The organism is Nocardia transvalensis, from assembly GCF_015477765.1.
GTDB classification, from domain to species: domain Bacteria; phylum Actinomycetota; class Actinomycetes; order Mycobacteriales; family Mycobacteriaceae; genus Nocardia; species Nocardia transvalensis_A.
The window spans coordinates 800,332-817,346 of record NZ_JADLQQ010000001.1 but is presented as its reverse complement, the minus strand read 5'-3'; the positions used below and the strand labels follow the sequence as shown (position 1 = coordinate 817,346).

Sequence of the window (17,015 nt, the reverse complement as noted above, 5' to 3'; positions counted from 1 at the left end):
GGATGCCCTCGCCGGCAGCCTTTCGTTTTCCAGTGAGGAGGCCGATTATTTCGTCAAGGAAGTGGGGTGCCACAACCTGGACTTCGACCCCGCGCAGGACGTCACGGACAAGGATGTCAACTCCTGGGAGCGGGACGAAGACGAGTCGGAGCCGTATGCGGTTTCGGTGAAGTTCATCGAGGCCGACGAGGCCGACGAGGTCTGAGCCGGGTCCTGACACGAGACGCCTGCCTGCTCCGACCCTCCTGGGCGGAGCAGGTCCGCTCGGCGCGACGTCGAAGACCCGCTTGTCGCTCGATCGGTGTGCTTCGCCGTGTCCTGGAATACAACGATAGCGGCGTGGGTATTGGCGGGCGGGGGTAGCGGTTCGCTAACGTGGACGGGCTATGAGTGCGGGTGTGACGACTACTTCGGGAGCTTGGCGGACCGACGACGGTGCGGGGGTGTCCTTTCGGGATGCCACCGTGGCCTGGGCTATGGCGGCGCATGAGGTGCTTGCCGAAACTGCCAGGGGCTATGGGCATTTCGTGACCTTGAACGAGTTGGCCGAGCAGGTGCAGGAACGGTCCGGGGTGCGGACCGATGCGCCGACACGCACGTGGGTGGATGCCGTGCTGCGCAAGGTCGCCCGGCGCTGCCACTCCGCCGGGGAGCCGCCGCTGACCGCCCTGTGCGTGCGCCAGAACCACACCGTCACCGACAGCTACAAGTACGTCCTCGAGCTGGCGGCGCTGCCGGTCCCCGACGACATCGAACTGCATGCCGCCTACGCCCGCTGGCAGTGCTATGCCGCTTACGGCACCGATGTCCCGGCGGGCGTGCCGCCTCTCACCCCGAAGGTCGCCGCCCGCCGCGGCCAGACCCCTGCCCGCCGTCCCGAGCCCACGCCCGAGCCCGTCCGCACCCGCGTCTGCGATGAATGCTTCATCCAGCTGCCCGCCAGCGGCGTCTGCGGCTTCTGCAACCCCTCCCGCTAGCGCGGGGGGTCGCAAGAGTAAGGCGGAGGGTCGCAAGAGTAAGGCGGGGGGTCGCAAGAGTAAGGCCGGGGCTCACAACAGTAGGGCCGGGGCGTTCACAAGAGGTTGGCGCTGAGGGCCTTTCGCGGCGTCAGGTGCGGTTGGGTAACCGGTGCAACTCCACGGCGGTGAGCCGACCCGCCGACACCTCGGCCGTCATATACGTGCAGTGCGGCTGACGTCGCCGATCGGTGGGCGAGCCGGGGTTGAGCAACCGGAGCCGGTCGCTCGCCATGGTGTCCCACGGAATGTGGCTGTGCCCGAACACCAGCACGTCCAGCTCCGGGAACCGTTCGGCGCAGCGTCGCTCCCGGCCCCGGGCCGGACCCGTCTCGTGCACGACACCGAACCGCACCCCATCCAGCTCCACGTAGGCCACCTCGGGTAGACGCGCCCGCAACTCGGGCCCGTCGTTGTTGCCATACACCCCGACCAGCCGCCGCGAGCGTGCTTCGAGTAGGTCGAGGGTCGCGGCATCGACCCAGTCTCCCGCATGAAAGACGACGTCGGCCCGACCTACCTGCTCCATCAGCTCAGCCGGAAGCCGCTTGGCCCGTACGGGCAGATGCGTATCGGACATCAGCAGCAGTCGCACGCGCCGACCGTACACCTCGGCTCACGAGTGTTGTTCCGGCACGACTGCCCGCCCGCACCTCGAGGTTCCGCCTGTCGGTCCACGGCGTCCGAATGACCACCGAATAGACTGCCGCCGTTCGTAGCTCGTCGGTAGTGCACGTTTCCGAAAACCTCGACCCGCAACGGAACGGATGGCGACGGTATGACCAATGGGACAGTGCTGGTAACCGGTGGTACGGGATTTCTGGCGATCAGGTGTATGGCCCAGGCCCTGAACGAGGGGTATCGGGTTCGCACGACAATTCGCGATATGGGCAAGGCCGATCGTGTTCGCGCCGACGTCGCAGCCGCCGGGGCGGCGGCCGAGGACCTCGAGATGGTGGCCGCGGATCTGACTGCCGACGACGGCTGGGCGGAGGCCGCCGCCGGTTGCTCCTGGGTATTGCATGCCGCCTTCCCGGCGGGACAACCGGAGAACGAGGAGGAGGTGCTCGCCCCAGCGCGCGAAGGAACCCTGCGGGTGCTGCGCGCGGCTCGCGATGCCGGAGTGCGGCGCACGGTTGTCACCTCGTCCTTCGGCGCCGTCGGATACGGCCATCCCGACACGAAAAAGCCTTTTACCGAAGACGATTGGACCAGCCTGGACGGCCCCGCGCTGCCCCTGCCCGTCAAGTCGAAAACGCTGGCCGAAAGGGTCGCTTGGGATTTCGTGGAGCACGAGGGCGGCGACATGGAACTGTCCGTGGTGAACCCGGTCGGCATTTTCGGCCCGGTACTCGGCCCGGACTACTCGAATTCTATTCAGCTGATTCTGAAATTGATCGATGGCACCGCGCCCGCCCTGCTGCCGCTCAATTTCGCCGTCGTCGACGTCCGTGATGCCGCAGATCTGCACCTGCGCGCCATGATTCATCCGGCGGCGGCCGGTCAGCGGTTCATCGCGGCCGCGGGCGACGCGGTGGGACTGTCCGATATCGCCGACATTCTGCGGAAGAATCTGGGCCCGGACGGCGAGCGTATTCCCACCAAACAGCTGCCCATGTGGATGGTTCGCGCGGCCGCCAAACTCGTCCCGGGCATGGGCGAGATGAGCGCCAACCTCGGCAAGGTCCGGCATGTGAGCAACGCGAAGGCCCGCGAAATCCTCGGCTGGACACCGCGATCCACCGACGAGACTGTCACCGCCACCGCTCGCAGCCTTCTCGAACATCAATTGGTTCCGGTCTGAACCTGCGAGCGCGATTCATGGGATAAATCCGTGGCGGCGGGCGGGGACAGGTGACAGGCTGTCAGGCGTGCGGGCCTATCGAGAGGTGCTGAGTTCCGCGGCGGTGCGGAAGGTGCTGCTGTTGGGGGCGTTGGTGCGGATCCCGTTTTTTGCCGGGGCCGTGCTGTTGGCGCTGCATGTGGTGCAGACGCTGCACGGATCGTATGCGCAGGCCGGGTTGCTCACCACCATCGTCACCGGATGCATCGCCATCAGCGGGCCGTGGCGGGGCCGGCTGCTGGACCGGTTCGGGTTGCGGCGCACGATTGCCCCGTCCATCATCGTCGGCGCGCTCTGTTGGTCCGTCGCGCCGTTCGTCGAGTACGGGCCGCTGCTCGTACTGGCCTCGGTGGCAGGGCTTTTCGATATTCCGATCTTCACCGTCGTGCGGCAGGCCGTGATCGCGGCGACCACCGAGCGGAATCGGCAGCCGGCGCTGGCCCTGGAGTCGGTCTCGGTGGAGGTGGCATTCATGGCGGGGCCGGTGATCGGCGTGGCGGCCACGGCGCTCGGACCGACAGGACTCGTGCTGTTGGTCGTGCAGATGGCGCTCGTGCTCGCCGGGATGCTGGTGTGGGTGCTGAATCCACCGCTGCGGTCGGATATTGAGGAGCCGCAGGCACATTCGGTGCCGCGTCGGGAGTGGTTCCGGCTCGAATTCGTCGCCCTGTGCATCGGAGCCAGCGCGGCCATCGCGGTGCTGACGGGCTCCGAATTGACCTTCGTCTCGGCCACCCGGGAGTTCGGCGCGCAGCAGTGGCTCGGCGTGGTCATGGCCGTGTGGGGGTTCGGCTCGCTGGTGGGCGGGCTCGTCTACGGCGCCATGCACCGGGCGATCTCGACATACGTGCTCCTGGCCGGGCTCGGTGTGGCGACGCTCCCGATGGCGTTCGCGAGCGGCCCGTTCGTTCTCGGTGTCACCGGGTTCATCGCCGGATTGCTATGCGCCCCAACGCTTACCGCCTCCATCGATCAGCTGAGCCGGATTGTGCCCGCCGGTGGGCGTGGTGAGGCGATCGGCTGGCACGGTGCCGCGCTGACCCTCGGCAACGGTATCGGTGCGACACTTGCGGGCGTCGCCATCGATGCGGGCGGCTTCCCTGCCGGTTTCGGAGTGGCCGCTGCGCTGGGAGTCGGTGCCGGAGTGGGATTGGCCGTGCTGGTCTGGGTGTTCGTCCGGCGGCGAGCCGAGCGGGCATATGCCCCGTCCACCTGAAATAGGGGATTTCGACAGCGAGGCTAGTGACACGCCGATGAGAATCGGGAACTATTGCGCCCGAGGGCGGTAGGATGACCCGGCCCACATGTCACTGTGATCGGATCGAGATTTGCACGATCCAGGGCTGGCCGATTTGTCCATATTTTGGCGGGTCGACCGCGCGTAGTGGTAGCAGGAACCGACTCGGTCGAATACGCTTCGCGCGAAGAAAATCGCCTACTGGAGGGATATTGACCACCACCCCGAGCACGCTGGAGCGCGGAGACGGGGGAACCGATGGCCGGCGTACGGTGCCCCTGACGCAGCTGATCCATCTCATGGCCGAGTACGAGAAGCTGGGCACCCATCGGCAGACGTTCCAACCGGCGCCGATCAGCAACGACACGGTCGTGCGCGGCTGCGCGCTGGTGGCCGGTGGTCTGCTCGTCGTGGGCGTCATCTGCGCGGCGGCCGGATCGCTGGTCGGCAGTATCGCGATCGGTGGGCTCGCCCTGATTCCGCTGACCGGCGTCGCATTGCGGGGGCAACTGAACCGGCGCAGCCGCGGGGCGCGCCTGGACATGTTCGACCACGGGATGACCGTCTACCTCGCCGGTGAGGAGATCGTCGCATTCCGTTGGGACACCGCCCAGGTGCGGCAGCTGGTCATCCCGTTTCGCAGCGCCGACGCCGCGGCCACCGACTATTCGTTCGTCATCACCGGCCCGGGCCGCATGTATGCCGAAATCGACGAAAAGCTGTTCGCCGACGCCCGCGAATGGGGCCCGCACATCCAATCGGCGGTCACCGCAACCCAATTGCCGCGGGTGGTCGCCGCGATCGATGCCGAACAGACCGTGAATTTCGGCGATATCGACGTATCCCTGGACGAGCTCCGCCACGAGGGCACGTCGTATCGGTGGGAGCGGGTCCAGACCATCGATGCCCGCGACGGCATGGTCCGCATCAAGCTCGATGGGCACTGGGTCTCGCTGGCCCCGGTCGGCACGATTCCCAACTTCTACATCTTCAACGAGGTCGCCGAGCGCCTGCGTATCGCCGCGGCCATGGAGCAGGCGGGCGCGCCGACGCCCGCGGTCGCCGAATCACCCACGGCCGCTTCGACTGTGGAGGAGCAGTCGAGCCGGCAGGCCGAAGTGTCCTCCGAAAGCGTCGGTGCCCCAGCGGAACTGCGGCAGGTATCCGGCGAGGGGTGAACTCGCTACCGCATGACCGGAAGGACGGCCGCGCTCGATCGGCCCGTCGCCGACTCGATGAAGGCGACCGGATCCGGTACCGCGGAAAGGATTTCGGCGGTGCGGCGCAGGGCGTCCGCCGGGGGCCGATCACCACCGACCGCGGCGATGAGGTCGAGCAGGTGCACCGTGGCCTCGACGAGGAGGACCTCGGCGACAGCTCGGAAACTCACGGTGCCGAGTTCGGCATGCGGATAGGGGAGCCCGACGGCCGGATCCGCGCTACGGAATTCGGCCAGCAGGTCCGGGCCGTCGTCGAGGAAATGGCGAATCAGGGTGTCGGCGCCTATGGTCGCCGCCTCCCTCGCCAACTCCGCGGCAGTGTCGGCCATAGTGTGCGCGATTCCGCCCGGCTGGTTGTAGATCCGCAGCATCTGCGCCCCGCTCGTCACCGTGGGTTCCTCGACCCGAGGCCCGCGCAGAAACTCCATCACGCGCTTGTCCGGCGCCATATGCGCCACCAGATCCTGCACCGTCCACCCGGGCAACCGCGTAGGCGCCACCCACTCCTCGGGCGTCAGCGCCACCACCCGCGCACACCACACCCCGAAAACCTCGTCCAACGCCGAAATATCCATGCCAACCCCTAAATTCGGCCCGATCGAGCTCCTACCCCTCCATCCCACCACCGCCCCACCCCACCCGCAACGAAATACCATGTCGCCCACACCAGCAACTCAGTCGAATCCGACCCACTGCACCATCAGCACGTGCACCTCGCGCTGTTGCTCGAGGATTACATAGGTCACCAGGCCCTCATGGCGCTCTCCGAACGACATTGTCCGCACCGCCGCGTCCGGCTTGGCCGCATTGATTGATTCACCGCTCCATGGACTCACCTCCAGGACGACCCGCAGCTCCGCATAGGCGGCCAGCGCGGGTGTTGGAAGTGCGTCGATGTGATGCTGAGCGTCGGAATCGGTCTCGACGCGGTACACCTACATTCCGGCCTTGGTCCGCGTGGCATCCAACGGCTCGTCGGCCGGGGCTTGTTCGCCGGTCAGTAGCTCAGCTGCTCGACGAACGACCCGCCGATACTGCTCGCGGTCGCTCTGGAGGAGCGCGACCCGGCGCCAATGTTCGAGCGTTCGGAACAACTCGGTGAGATCGAGACTGTCACGGGCACAGCTCAATGCTCGGGTATATGCCAGGTCGAACTGGGCCCGGTCCTCGGGTAGTAATGCTGACCGGATGTCCTGCGGCGACGCGCCGGGCCGCAGCGGGTGGCCGCTGCTCGGCTGGTCGTCGTAGGCCCATGTGGCGGTCATGCTCACAACGATAACCCCCTGATCCTGAGACGGTGTTGTGGTGGGCTGCGGGTCAGCCGCTGATGGCGTAGGGGCGGCGGATGCGGCGGGCGGCTTCGAGGATGCCCAGGATGCGGGAGCCGGGGAGGCCGATGGAGGCGCCGATGGCGGCGGGGGTCCAGGATTCGTCGGCGAGGGTGAGGACCTCGGCGAGTTGTTCGACGGGGAGTTTGGACATGCCGCGTTCGGAGATTTCGCGCGCTACCGCCCAGACCTCGACGTCGTCGAGTTCGGCGGCGATATCGTCGTTGTCGTCGATCGGGGGTTCGGGCTCGTCCGTGACGTCGTCGAGGGCCAGCTGGGCGGCGCGGTCGATGGCGTCGAGGGTGCGTGTCTTTCGCTCCTCGTCGGAATCGGTGCGGGCGGCGGGGGCCGCCGGGCGGCGGGTGTAGGGATGTTCCGCGCCGGCTTTCCGGTCACTCGGACGGCGGATCTGCTTGGGCGCTGGTGCTTTTCCCGAACTGCCGGGATCGGATGTCGAGTCGGCGACGGAGCCGTGGTCTTCGGCGGAAGCCGCTTCCGAAGGGTCGTGCTCGTTCGGCGAGACCACCGGGTGGGCGTGGCCGTTCCGTTCGGATGAGGGGGCAGGATGCGCGTTGCCGTTCGCGACGACATCGGCTCCGGGGTGGCCGTGACCGTTGTGCTCGGGCGCCGAGTGGGCCTTCCCGTTCGCGGAGACTGCGGGGTAGGCGTGGCCGTTGTGCTCGGTGGTCGGGCGGGAGTAGCCGTCGCGTTCGGAAGACTGTGCCGGCTGCGGGTTTTCGTCGGGGGTGGGGTCGGCCGCCGGGTGAGGGTGACCGTTGTGTGCGGGTGCCGAGTCCGGGAGAAGATGCCCGTTCGAAGCTGCGGCCGGGTGGGAGTGCCCGTTGTGCTCGGGTGCCGGGAATGGTTGGGAAATCCCGTTCGAGGCTGCCGGGTGGAGGTGGCCGCTGTGCTCGGGCGCCGGGAGTGGTTGCGTGATTCCGCTCGATGTGGCTGCTGGATGGGGATGGCCGTTGGGTTCGGGTGCCGAGGCTGGGTAGAGGTGCTCGGTTGTGGAGGCGGCCGCGGGGTGAGGGTAGCCGTTGTGTGTGGACGACGGTGCCGAACGGGCGTCCGGGGCGAGTGCCCAGGAAGAGGTTTCGGAGTCACCGATCGCCATCGGCGCATCGATCCGTTCGCTGTGCGCGGAGGTGGGAAGGCCGTCCTCGACCGGTGCGCCCTCGATCAGCTGGGCGTACCGCGCGGAAACCCACGCGTGCAACCAGATCACCACACCGACCATCACCGGCGCGACGGCGGCCTCCGCGGCGCGGGCGGGGGCGTGGGCGGCCAGGTGCGGGCCGGAATTCAGCGCGATTGTCACTGCGAGTAGCGCGACCTCCAGGAAAACGACCTTGCCGCGGGCGATTTCGCGTCCCCAGCGGGCCGCCGTCGTCGCCACCACCATGATGGTGATGATCGGGATCGAGATCATCGCCTCGAAGCCGTAACTGAGCCAGTACAGCGGGTCGGACATATCGCCGCTGGGTACCAGGTTGCGCTGTACGTTCACCCCGGCCCACACCATGCCCAGGACCACGACGCCGATCAGCGCCCGCGACGACCACTCGGCGCGGCGGTACAGCTGGGCAAGGCGCGCATCGGGATTCGATACCCGCCGCCGGGCGGCGCGGGCCTTGCGATGCCAGCGGGCGTCGGCATCGTCGGATCGGCGCAGCGCCAGCGCGACTCGCCGATCGCGCTTCTCGGCGGCCAATTCGGCGGCGACGGCTCGGCGCCGCTGCCGCCGCCGCTGTGCCCGGATCCATTCCGCGAGCTCGCGTTCGGCGGCAATCTCCGCCTCGGACAATTCCTCGAACAGCGCGGGATCGGTTTGCAACGGCAGTTTGCCGCGCGCGGTCGCGACCCGATGCGCCAACGCAGCGATCTCGGAGTTGCCGGTCGACTGGTCGTCGAGCATGGCGTGCCTTCCCGGGAGCAGGTACAGTGCCGACTGTCGGGACCTGATTACTCGAACATATGTGTGATCGCAGTGAGAGTAATCCGTGACCTACTCGTGGTCAATGCTTTGCCCGAACATCTGTTCGGTGTCGCCCTCCGCTTCGCTGTCGGGCATGAGGTTTCTGCCCTTGTCGGGCATGAGGTTTTTGCCTGTTGGGCATGAGGTTTTGTTAGTGCATTGCGGTGTGCCAGGCGAGGGCTGCGGCCAAGGCGCCGGCTCCGTTCAGCGACCAGTGCAGTGCGATCGGGGCGAGCAGGCTGCCACTGCGCCGCCGCAGCCAGGTGAATACCGCCCCCGCCGCGGCGGTTGCCGCCACCGCGAGCGTGATTCCGGCGATCTGTCCGGCGATTCCGCCGCCGAGTAGGCTGCTCAATCCGCGATTGCTGCTGGTCAGTCCGAGCGATGACGCGATATGCCAGAGTCCGAAAAGCAGTGACCCCGCGGCAAATACCCCCCGTGCCCCGTACGCGCGGTCGAGTGCGCCGTGTAATACGCCGCGAAATGCCAGTTCCTCGGGAATGGCCGTTTGTAGCGGGATGACGATCATCGATGCGATCAGCGCGCCGGAGATGGTGGCATAGCGGTCGGCGAGAAAGAACGGCCGCGTGATCGGCAGCACCGCGCCGATCGCCACCGCGGCGAGCACGATGCCGACCGAGCCCAGGGCGTAGAGGGTGCCGCGGCGCCACTGCCGGGGCGACAGGCCCAGTTCGGCCCAGCCGAGCCCGCGCCGGCGCATGAGCGCGACCAGGATCAGCGCGGCCGCCGGAACCGTCGCGATATTCGCCCATGCCGAGGTGAAGTGGGCGATCAGATTTGTGCAGGCCAGTACGACGACAACGACGGCCACATCGACGTAGGTGTGCAACCGGCGGGCTGGGCCCGGCGGCGTCGGCGACAGCGCGACGTCGTTATCGGTTCGAGACATCGCGGCCAGTCTACGTTCATTCCTCGCTCCGCGTCGGCCGGGAGCCACCGCCCAAACTGGACCTTGCCCTATATGTATACATCTACGTATAGTGCAATCGGGATCAGGTGGATACCCAGCGTGGGGTGGCCCTCAACGTCGCGGGCAGACACCGCGTCCCGAAGCCACGGGGGATCGACGGGCGCCATCGATCAACGAATGCGCACCTGCGCAGTTATGCATGAACGGGAGACATCATGACCAACGACCCGCAGCAGCCGGACGTGCTCGCCGCCGTCGGCGCGGAAGAGGAATTCGACGAGATCATCGTGAAGGACGGCCCTGGTGGTCTGCGCGCCAAGCGATTCGTCGGACGCTTTCTGGCCGAGACGAAGGAGTACTCGAAGACCGGGATCGAGGTGACCAAGGTCTATCGCAGTCGCAAGGGCAAATTCGTCGTGCAGCGGCTGCAAAGCGACTGGTCCGAATTCCCCAACCGCACGAATTGGATGGCGGAGTTGAAGTCGGACTGGAAGAATTGGCGGAGCATGCTGGGCTTCGGTCTCGAGGAGCCGGAATGGGGGGATTACACCGTCGACATCGTCGACTCGACAGATGAACTGCGCGAACAGCTTTCGAGCAAGCTGTACCGCCGTGTCGTCGCCGCGGTGGAACCCGCGCGGACCGAAGATCTCGACATCTGAGCCTGGCCCTGGAGGAGGGACCGTTCATGTTCGCACGGCTGGGCCGTCTGGTCGTCCGTCATCCCTGGCAGACGATCGGCCTCTGGGCACTGGTCATCGTCGCCGTGATGGTGACGGCGCCGAAGTTGACCTCGACGACCGACCAATCCGATTTCCTGCCTTCGCATTACGAATCGATCCAGGCAATGCGGTTGCAGGAGAAGGCGTTTCCCGAACATTCCGCACCGGCGGCCATCCTCGTCTTCGCGCGCGACGACGGGGCGGCGCTGACCGATGCCGATGTGGCGAAGGTCGGATCGATCACCGAGCAGCTCGGTGCCGCCGGTATCGAGGACGTCACCGGTATTCAGGCGGCCCCACCGTCGGACAATCGTCTGGTCCAGATCGCCGCTGTGCAGATGACCAAGCCCACCGGCGCCACCGACACCCGCCAGAGCGATGCGGTCGCGGAGTTGCGTGAGGCGCTGAAACCGACGGTGGAGAACACCGATCTGAAGGCGGGTGTCACGGGTCAGGCCGCCCAGAACCTGGACGCACAGGAGTCGGCGACCAAGGGGCTGGCGATCATCGGCGTCGCCACGGTGGTCCTGATTCTGGTGCTGTTGCTGATCATCTTCCGCAGTCCCGTGACCGCACTGCTGCCGATTGTGGTCCTCGGCGGTGTCGGCGGCGTGGTCAACGGGCTGATCGCCTGGGTGAGTAAGGCTTTCGACCTGAAGGTGGACAGTTCGATCAGTTCGATCCTGGTCGTCGTCCTCTACGGCGTCGGCACCGACTACATCCTGTTCCTCATGTTCCGCTACCGCGAACGCCTGCGGGCCGGTGAGGATCCCAAGGCCGCGATGGTCAGCGCCGTCACCCGGGTCGGCGAGGCCATCACGTCCGCGGCGGGCGCGGTGATCATCGCATTCATGGCGCTCGTCCTGTCCACCCTCGGCATGTTCCGGTCGATGGGACCCGCGTTGGCGATCTCCGTCGCGGTGGCGTTGGCGGCCGGGCTCACCCTGGTGCCCGCCGTGGTATCGCTGTTGGGCACCAAGGTGTTCTGGCCGTCGAAGGCATGGCGGAGCGAACCGAAAGGGGCGCGTTTCGCCGCCACGGGGGAGGCGCTCGGGCGGCGGCCCGGCGCCTTCGCGGTGGTCTCCGGCGGTGTGTTGATCGCCTTGGGCGCCTTCGCCTTCGGCTTCAATCCGACCTTCGACCTCACCTCCGGATCCACCTCGAACGCCTCGGAATCGGTGGTGTACAGCAAGGAATTGCTCAAGGGCATGCCCGCCGGTGTCACCCAGCCGTCGGATGTGCTGCTGCAGTCGGCGGGTGCATTGACCGATGAGCAGCTGGCCGCATACCGCACGGCGCTGCAGGTGCCGGGCGTGGGCCAGGTCGCACCGCCCGTCCTGTCCCAGGACAAGACGGTGGCCGACTTCAAGGTGACGCTGGCCTCGGCGCCGGAGTCGGACGCCGCGATCGACACCGTGCGAGGGCCGCTGCGCGATGCCGCACATGGTGCCGCACCGCCCGGCACCACGGCGGCGGTGGGCGGTATGACGTCGGTATTCGTCGACTTCCAGGACGCGATGAATCACGACTACACGATCGTGTTCCCGGTGGCGGCCATCGCGATCATGATCGTGCTGGCCCTGTTGCTGCGCAGCCTGGTCGCGCCGTGGTACCTGATGGCCTCGGTCTTCCTCGGATTCGCGGCCACCCTGGGGTCGGCGGTCCTGGTGTTCCAGCACGTGCAGGGCGAATCCGGTTTGATCTTCACGTTGCCGATCATCATGTACCTGTTCGTGGTCGCGCTCGGCACCGACTACAACATCCTCATGATCGCTCGGCTGCGTGAGGAGGCCCGCACGGGTCTCGAGCCGAAACAAGCGGCGGCGCAAGCGGTTCGGCACACCGGGCCGGCCATCGCCGCAGCGGGTGTCATCCTGGCCGGCACCTTCGCCTCGATGATGCTGGCGGGCAACACCGTGCTGTCGGAGATGGGTTTCGCCATCTCGGTCGGCATCGCCATCGCGGCCTTCGTCATGGCGATGTTCTTCACCCCGGCGCTCACGGCACTGATCGGCCACCGCGCATGGTGGCCCGGACACGGTGACGCCGTACGCGAGCCGGAGCCGAGTGAAGCCACCCGATCGGCCACCGGCGTCCGATAGGGGGAAAGCGATGCGGGCCGTCCATGCGGCGGCCCGCATCGTCATACGTGGCTCACCCAGCCGTCGGGATCCGTCCATGCCTGCAGGGTGCGGGTGGTTCGGAAGCGGCGTGGTTCCCGGGTGATCGGGTCGGTGAATTCCAGTGTGGCGGCGAGTAATTGGAGGGGGCGGGTGAAATCGTCGACGGGACGGTCGGTGAGTTCGGGGTAGAAGTCGTCGCCGAGGATCGGGATACCGAGGCCGTTCATGTGCAGGCGGAGCTGGTGGGTGCGGCCGGTGTGCGGGATCAGGCGGTATCGGCCGAGACCGTCGCGGTGTTCCAGCAGCTCCACCCGGGTCTCGGCATTCGGTTCACCGTCCACCTCGAAGGCGCGAAGGATGTGGCGCTCCTTGATGATTCGGCTGCGGACCGTGCGGGGCAGCTCGAGTTGCGGATCGTAGCGGGCGATCGCCTCGTACTCCTTGTAGACCCGCCGCTTGTGGAACATCGTCTGATAGGCGCCGCGGCGGGCGGGGTTGGCGATGAACAGCACCAACCCCGCGGTGGCCCGGTCCAGACGATGTGCCGGTACCAGATCCGGCAGGTCCAGCTCGCGGCGCAGCCGTACCAGGGCGGTCTGCAGAATGTGCTGCCCGCGCGGAATGGTGGACAGGAAGTGCGGCTTGTCGACGACGAGCAGATCGTCGTCGCGATGCACGATCGTGAGATCGAAGGGCACCTCGGTCTCGGTCGGCAGATCCCGATGGAACCACACCGCCCCGCCCGGCACATAGGGTGCGTCCGGGGCGATCGGCCCATCGAGATCGACGATCCCGCCCTCGACCAGCAACTGGTCGATCCGTTCGACCGGCACGCGCGGCAACCGCTCCACGAGATGGTCGCGGATGGTTGCCCAGCCGCCGTCCTCCGGGAGCCGGAGCCGCGCCGGGTCCAGTCCGTGCCGCTTCCCCAGCGGCGGCTGCTGCCTACGTCTCATCGATCACGACAGTAGCTGCCCGATAGCGCGGTCGAAATCCCGAGGTCAGAATCCGCGCAGGCGGTCCGGGGTGATCCGGACCAAGACCGAGTAGTCCGCGTAGAACTGTTCGGCGGTGTAGCCGAGGGGCACCATCGGCTCTCGGTATTTCGTCGTGAAATCGGCGATCTCGTCCTCGGTCGCGCCGTCGGAGTCGATGCGGGCCGATCCGGTGAGGATCGCGATCTCGCCGCCGCTCTCGGAGCTATTGAGGTTCAACGAGACTCGAGGGTTGGCCTCGATATTGCGGAGCTTGGCCTGGTTGGGCTTGCTGAAGAGGAGGAATTCGCCGTCGCGCCAGAGGAACCACACCGGATTCGGCTGCGGAGTGCCGCCGCTGCGACCGACGGTGGTGAGCCAGGCGATGTGTTCGCGCTGCAGTCGTTCGGCGACGTGTGCGCCGAACTCGGTGGAGGTGTCGACGACGGGATCTCCGGCGGGGCGGGCCTGCGTGGTGGTCATGGCTGTCTCCTCGCGGTGCTGTGGATTCCCTGAGCGGTAACACGAATTCCGCTGAAACCATTCCGCTGCGGATGTGGATGCCCCGCACCCGGCCCTGGCGGGCCGGGTGCGGGGATTCGAGACGAGCCTTGTGAGATCTCCGCCGAATTTGGAAAGCGCCCTTTACAGGTTGCAGGGGAGGACGGCGATGCTGGCGACGGTGCACTCGGCCTCGCGGGTCAGCTTCCAGGTGCCGTCGATCTGCTTCCAGGACAGCTGGAAGTGCCAGGGCTCGTAGCCGTCGATGGAGGTCTGCAGGCCGGCGGTCAGCAGGTCGCCGTCCACGTTCACCGGGCCCTGCAGCTCCCAGCGGAAGCTCGGCGGGGCCGCGGCCATCACGGTGCCGACCTGATCGACCAGCGGCAGACCGGCCTCGCCCGCCTCGAGCTCGTTCGCGCGCTGGGCGCGGGGAGCGCTGGTGTCCAGGGCCAGCTGCAGTTTGGTCGTCAGCTCACCCAGGCCGGGCGCCGCGGCGTGCACGGGAGCCATGATCGGTGCGGCCAGGGCCGGTGCCGAGGCGGCGACCGTGCCGGTGAAAAGCGCTGCGGCCATGGAGAACACCGCTAACGCGGTACGGGACTTGTTCATCGTCATTGCTATATCCATTTCTTCGGGGGCGTGGTGAGGACCACCCGGGACGAGATATCCATCAGCTGGCCCCGTATAGCAATATAAGGTAAGCCTATGCAAACGTAGGCAACGCTAACTGAGCGGTGGCTGGAATCACAGATGGGAGTACCCGTGGACACACTTCTCGTTGTGGGTGCCGGGCCGAAGGCCATGGCTGTCGCGGCGAAGGCGCAAGTACTGCGGGAACTGGGATTTCCGGCACCGCGCGTGGTGATCGTGGAAAGCCATGCGGTCGGCGGCAACTGGCTGCCCACTGGCGGCTGGACCGACGGGCAGCACCGGCTCGGCACCAGCCCCGAGAAGGATGTGGGTTTCCCCTACCGCTCCACCTGGGCCCGCGGCCGCAACCGCGAGATCGATGCGGCGATGATGGCCTACAGCTGGCCCTCGTTCCTGGTCGAGAACGGCAGCTACGCCGAATGGGTCGACCGGGGCCGCCCGAGTCCGCAGCATCACGTCTGGGCCAAATATTTGCAGTGGGTGGCGGTCAAGTCCGGCGCGGAGGTGGTGCTCGGCACCGTGCGCCGGATCTCGCCGGCCGCCGACGGGTGGCTGGTCTCGGTGGCCGAGCCCAGCGGCACGACGATCGAGATCGATGCCGACCGGCTGATGATCACCGGGCCCGGCAACAGCCGCCGCGCCCTCGCCGACCACCCGAAAGTGCTGAGTATCGCCGACTTCTGGGATCTCGCGGGCAGGCGGGGACTGCCGCCGTCGTCGCGCGCGGCCGTGATCGGCGGCGGCGAGACCGCGGGCTCGGCAATGGATGAACTGGTCCGCCACGACGTACTCACGGTCTCGGTGATCTCGCCCAACGCCACCATCTACACCCGCGGCGAAAGCTATTTCGAGAACGCGCTGTTCAGCGACCCCACCACCTGGGCCGGACTCAGCATGGACGAGCGCCGCGAGGTCATCCGCCGCGCCGACCGCGGGGTGTTCTCGGTGCGCGTGCAGGAAAGCCTGATGAGTGACAACCGGGTTCACCATCTGCGCGGCCGCGTGATCAGGGTGGCCGAACACGGCGACGCGGTGGCGCTCACGCTGCGCAATGTCCCCGCAGCCAAGAGCGCTGCGGGGAGTCGAGGAGCCGGCGCGGGGATCTGGGGCGCGGCGGGGAACCGGGGAGGCGGCGCGGCGGGGAACTGGGGGAACGGCGGCTCGGCGGGCGACCAGGTGCACACCTTCGATCTGGTCGTCGATGCCACCGGCGGCCAGCCGCTGTGGTTCATGGAGCTGTTCGATTCCGACGCCGCAGATTTGCTGGAGCTGGCCGTCGGCGGCCCTCTGACCCAGGCTCGCCTGGAATCGGCCATCGCCTACGACCTGTCCGTGACCGGCCTGGGCGCCAAGCTCTACCTGCCCAATATGGCCGCGCTCGCCCAGGGGCCGGGCTTTCCGAACCTCAGCTGCCTGGGCGAATTGTCCGATCGGGTATTACAGCCCGCGCATCGGGGCGCGCTCCGCCCGGAGGGGATGGTTGCCCTCCAGCGGAGAAGGTAGGTTAGGCTCAGCTTAGTTAACTGGAGGTTGTATGCGTATCGTGTCGTTCGGCTATCAGACCTGGGGCCGCAAAACCCTGCAGGCCCTCATCGATTCCGAGCACGAAGTGGTCCTCGCCGTCACCCATCCGACGAGTGCCCAGTCCTACAAGGCGATCTGGAACGATTCGGTCGAAGAGCTGGCGCGCGAGCACGGGATCCCGGTCCACCTGACCGAGCGGGCCGACGCCGAGACCATCGATCTGGTCAAGCGCGCCGAACCCGATCTGATCGTGGTCAACAGCTGGTACACCTGGATGCCCGCGGAGCTGTACAACCTGCCGCAGCACGGCACCTTGAACCTGCACGATTCGCTGCTGCCGAAGTTCACCGGATTCTCGCCGGTGCTGTGGGCGCTGATCAGCGGCGAATCCGAGATCGGGCTGACCATCCACCGCATGGACGACGGCCTGGACACCGGTGACATCCTGGTGCAGCACTCGCTGCCGGTGGGGCCGAAGGCGACCGGCACCGAGCTGGTCGAGGCCGGGATGGAGCTGATTCCGGGCGCGCTGGCCGAGGCGCTGGCCGCGATCGAGAGCGGCACCGCGCAGTGGCGGCCGCAGAACAAGGCCGAGCGCACCTACTTCCACAAGCGTTCCGACCGCGACAGCCGCATCGACTGGTCCTGGCCCGCCGAGGATCTGGAGCGTTTCGTGCGCGCGCTGTCCGAGCCGTACCCGCGCGCGTTCACCTACTACCGCGGCGAGCGCATCGAGGTACTCGAGGCGGCGGTGTCGGAGGCCCGCTACGGCGGCACCGTCGGCCGCGTCATCGTGCAGGAGGGCGGCGGCGCCGTCGTGTGCGGGCCCGAGGCGTTCCGGGGCCGCAATCACGGCCTGGTGATCCTGCGCGTGCGCACCGCCGACGGCCGCGAACATCAGGCCGCCGAATTCTTCACTCGCGGTGGCTATCTCACCGACGTGCCCGACTGATCCACTCTCTTCTCG

At 67.2% G+C, this 17,015-nt stretch carries 18 protein-coding genes; 9 read left to right on the top strand and 9 right to left on the bottom strand.

Translation table 11 applies throughout. The annotated features are described in order from the left end of the window. Window positions 1–61 precede the first annotated feature (61 nt). Together IU452_RS03620 and IU452_RS03615 are read left to right on the top strand one after the other, a co-directional pair. A complete protein-coding gene (locus IU452_RS03620; RefSeq protein ID WP_195107388.1) occupies window positions 62–205 on the top strand; it encodes a hypothetical protein in 144 nt (47 codons plus the stop codon). A 193-nt stretch (window positions 206–398) separates the two neighbouring features. After that, window positions 399–977, top strand: a complete 579-nt coding sequence (locus IU452_RS03615; protein ID WP_324192418.1) for a hypothetical protein — start codon at window positions 399–401, stop codon at window positions 975–977. Between the two features lie 130 nt (window positions 978–1,107). Here the strand turns inward: IU452_RS03615 and IU452_RS03610 are convergent, their stop codons facing one another. Further along, window positions 1,108–1,611 carry a metallophosphoesterase family protein gene (locus tag IU452_RS03610; RefSeq protein ID WP_195107387.1) on the bottom strand — a complete coding sequence of 168 codons (504 nt, stop codon included), beginning with the start codon at window positions 1,609–1,611 and terminating at the stop codon, window positions 1,108–1,110. Window positions 1,612–1,794: 183 nt separating this feature from the next. On the opposite strand from IU452_RS03610, the gene IU452_RS03605 reads away from it, so the two are divergent. The 3 genes from IU452_RS03605 to IU452_RS03595 all read left to right on the top strand — a co-directional run bounded on the left by IU452_RS03605 (window position 1,795) and on the right by IU452_RS03595 (window position 5,274). Beyond that, a complete protein-coding gene (locus IU452_RS03605; protein WP_195107386.1) occupies window positions 1,795–2,820 on the top strand; it encodes an SDR family oxidoreductase in 1,026 nt (341 codons plus the stop codon). A 67-nt stretch (window positions 2,821–2,887) separates the two neighbouring features. Then, a complete protein-coding gene (locus IU452_RS03600) occupies window positions 2,888–4,075 on the top strand; it encodes an MFS transporter (protein ID WP_195107385.1) in 1,188 nt (395 codons plus the stop codon). A gap of 233 nt (window positions 4,076–4,308) precedes the next feature. Continuing rightward, window positions 4,309–5,274, top strand: a complete 966-nt coding sequence (locus IU452_RS03595) for a DUF6585 family protein (protein WP_195107384.1) — start codon at window positions 4,309–4,311, stop codon at window positions 5,272–5,274. A 5-nt stretch (window positions 5,275–5,279) separates the two neighbouring features. Here the strand turns inward: IU452_RS03595 and IU452_RS03590 are convergent, their stop codons facing one another. From IU452_RS03590 to IU452_RS03570, 5 genes are all read right to left on the bottom strand, one after another. Continuing rightward, entirely contained in the window at window positions 5,280–5,891 is a 612-nt protein-coding gene (locus tag IU452_RS03590; protein ID WP_195107383.1) for a maleylpyruvate isomerase N-terminal domain-containing protein, read from the bottom strand. A gap of 99 nt (window positions 5,892–5,990) precedes the next feature. Next, complete coding sequence (locus IU452_RS03585; RefSeq protein WP_228816303.1) at window positions 5,991–6,251, bottom strand: hypothetical protein; 261 nt, start codon at window positions 6,249–6,251, stop codon at window positions 5,991–5,993. Next, complete coding sequence (locus IU452_RS03580) at window positions 6,252–6,581, bottom strand: DUF6247 family protein (protein WP_195107382.1); 330 nt, start codon at window positions 6,579–6,581, stop codon at window positions 6,252–6,254. It lies immediately after the preceding gene. Between the two features lie 52 nt (window positions 6,582–6,633). Beyond that, window positions 6,634–8,562 carry a hypothetical protein gene (locus IU452_RS03575; protein WP_195107381.1) on the bottom strand — a complete coding sequence of 643 codons (1,929 nt, stop codon included), beginning with the start codon at window positions 8,560–8,562 and terminating at the stop codon, window positions 6,634–6,636. 211 nt (window positions 8,563–8,773) lie between these two features. Beyond that, on the bottom strand, window positions 8,774–9,532 hold the full coding sequence (locus tag IU452_RS03570) for a CPBP family intramembrane glutamic endopeptidase (RefSeq protein ID WP_195107380.1): 759 nt from the start codon (window positions 9,530–9,532) through the stop codon (window positions 8,774–8,776). Window positions 9,533–9,768: 236 nt separating this feature from the next. Between IU452_RS03570 and IU452_RS03565 the strand changes: the two genes are divergently transcribed. Beyond that, on the top strand, window positions 9,769–10,215 hold the full coding sequence (locus IU452_RS03565; protein ID WP_195107379.1) for an EXLDI protein: 447 nt from the start codon (window positions 9,769–9,771) through the stop codon (window positions 10,213–10,215). Between the two features lie 26 nt (window positions 10,216–10,241). Next, the gene (locus tag IU452_RS03560) at window positions 10,242–12,377 is read left to right on the top strand and encodes an MMPL family transporter (RefSeq protein WP_195107378.1); all 2,136 of its coding nucleotides are present in this window, start codon (window positions 10,242–10,244) and stop codon (window positions 12,375–12,377) included. Between the two features lie 41 nt (window positions 12,378–12,418). Here the strand turns inward: IU452_RS03560 and IU452_RS03555 are convergent, their stop codons facing one another. From IU452_RS03555 to IU452_RS03545, 3 genes are all read right to left on the bottom strand, one after another. Beyond that, on the bottom strand, window positions 12,419–13,354 hold the full coding sequence (locus tag IU452_RS03555) for an RluA family pseudouridine synthase (RefSeq protein WP_195107377.1): 936 nt from the start codon (window positions 13,352–13,354) through the stop codon (window positions 12,419–12,421). 45 nt (window positions 13,355–13,399) lie between these two features. Further along, window positions 13,400–13,855, bottom strand: a complete 456-nt coding sequence (locus tag IU452_RS03550; protein ID WP_195107376.1) for a TIGR03667 family PPOX class F420-dependent oxidoreductase — start codon at window positions 13,853–13,855, stop codon at window positions 13,400–13,402. Between the two features lie 162 nt (window positions 13,856–14,017). Continuing rightward, window positions 14,018–14,488 (bottom strand): hypothetical protein, encoded by a 471-nt coding sequence (locus tag IU452_RS03545; protein WP_195107375.1) that lies wholly within the window; start codon window positions 14,486–14,488, stop codon window positions 14,018–14,020. 135 nt (window positions 14,489–14,623) lie between these two features. Between IU452_RS03545 and IU452_RS03540 the strand changes: the two genes are divergently transcribed. Together IU452_RS03540 and IU452_RS03535 are read left to right on the top strand one after the other, a co-directional pair. Then, window positions 14,624–16,027 carry a SidA/IucD/PvdA family monooxygenase gene (locus tag IU452_RS03540; RefSeq protein ID WP_195107374.1) on the top strand — a complete coding sequence of 468 codons (1,404 nt, stop codon included), beginning with the start codon at window positions 14,624–14,626 and terminating at the stop codon, window positions 16,025–16,027. Window positions 16,028–16,058: 31 nt separating this feature from the next. Further along, complete coding sequence (locus tag IU452_RS03535; RefSeq protein WP_195107373.1) at window positions 16,059–17,000, top strand: methionyl-tRNA formyltransferase; 942 nt, start codon at window positions 16,059–16,061, stop codon at window positions 16,998–17,000. Window positions 17,001–17,015 lie beyond the last annotated feature (15 nt).

Bases quoted from the DNA above. Each gene is read 5' to 3' on its own strand.
- IU452_RS03605 (WP_195107386.1), top strand. From the start codon at position 1,795: ATGACCAATGGGACAGTGCTGGTAACCGGTGGTACGGGATTTCTGGCG.
- IU452_RS03590 (WP_195107383.1), bottom strand. From the start codon at position 5,891: ATGGATATTTCGGCGTTGGACGAGGTTTTCGGGGTGTGGTGTGCGCGG.
- IU452_RS03580 (WP_195107382.1), bottom strand. From the start codon at position 6,581: ATGACCGCCACATGGGCCTACGACGACCAGCCGAGCAGCGGCCACCCG.
- IU452_RS03575 (WP_195107381.1), bottom strand. From the start codon at position 8,562: ATGCTCGACGACCAGTCGACCGGCAACTCCGAGATCGCTGCGTTGGCG.
- IU452_RS03570 (WP_195107380.1), bottom strand. From the start codon at position 9,532: ATGTCTCGAACCGATAACGACGTCGCGCTGTCGCCGACGCCGCCGGGC.
- IU452_RS03565 (WP_195107379.1), top strand. From the start codon at position 9,769: ATGACCAACGACCCGCAGCAGCCGGACGTGCTCGCCGCCGTCGGCGCG.
- IU452_RS03560 (WP_195107378.1), top strand. From the start codon at position 10,242: ATGTTCGCACGGCTGGGCCGTCTGGTCGTCCGTCATCCCTGGCAGACG.
- IU452_RS03555 (WP_195107377.1), bottom strand. From the start codon at position 13,354: ATGAGACGTAGGCAGCAGCCGCCGCTGGGGAAGCGGCACGGACTGGAC.
- IU452_RS03550 (WP_195107376.1), bottom strand. From the start codon at position 13,855: ATGACCACCACGCAGGCCCGCCCCGCCGGAGATCCCGTCGTCGACACC.
- IU452_RS03545 (WP_195107375.1), bottom strand. From the start codon at position 14,488: ATGACGATGAACAAGTCCCGTACCGCGTTAGCGGTGTTCTCCATGGCC.
- IU452_RS03540 (WP_195107374.1), top strand. From the start codon at position 14,624: ATGGGAGTACCCGTGGACACACTTCTCGTTGTGGGTGCCGGGCCGAAG.
- IU452_RS03535 (WP_195107373.1), top strand. From the start codon at position 16,059: ATGCGTATCGTGTCGTTCGGCTATCAGACCTGGGGCCGCAAAACCCTG.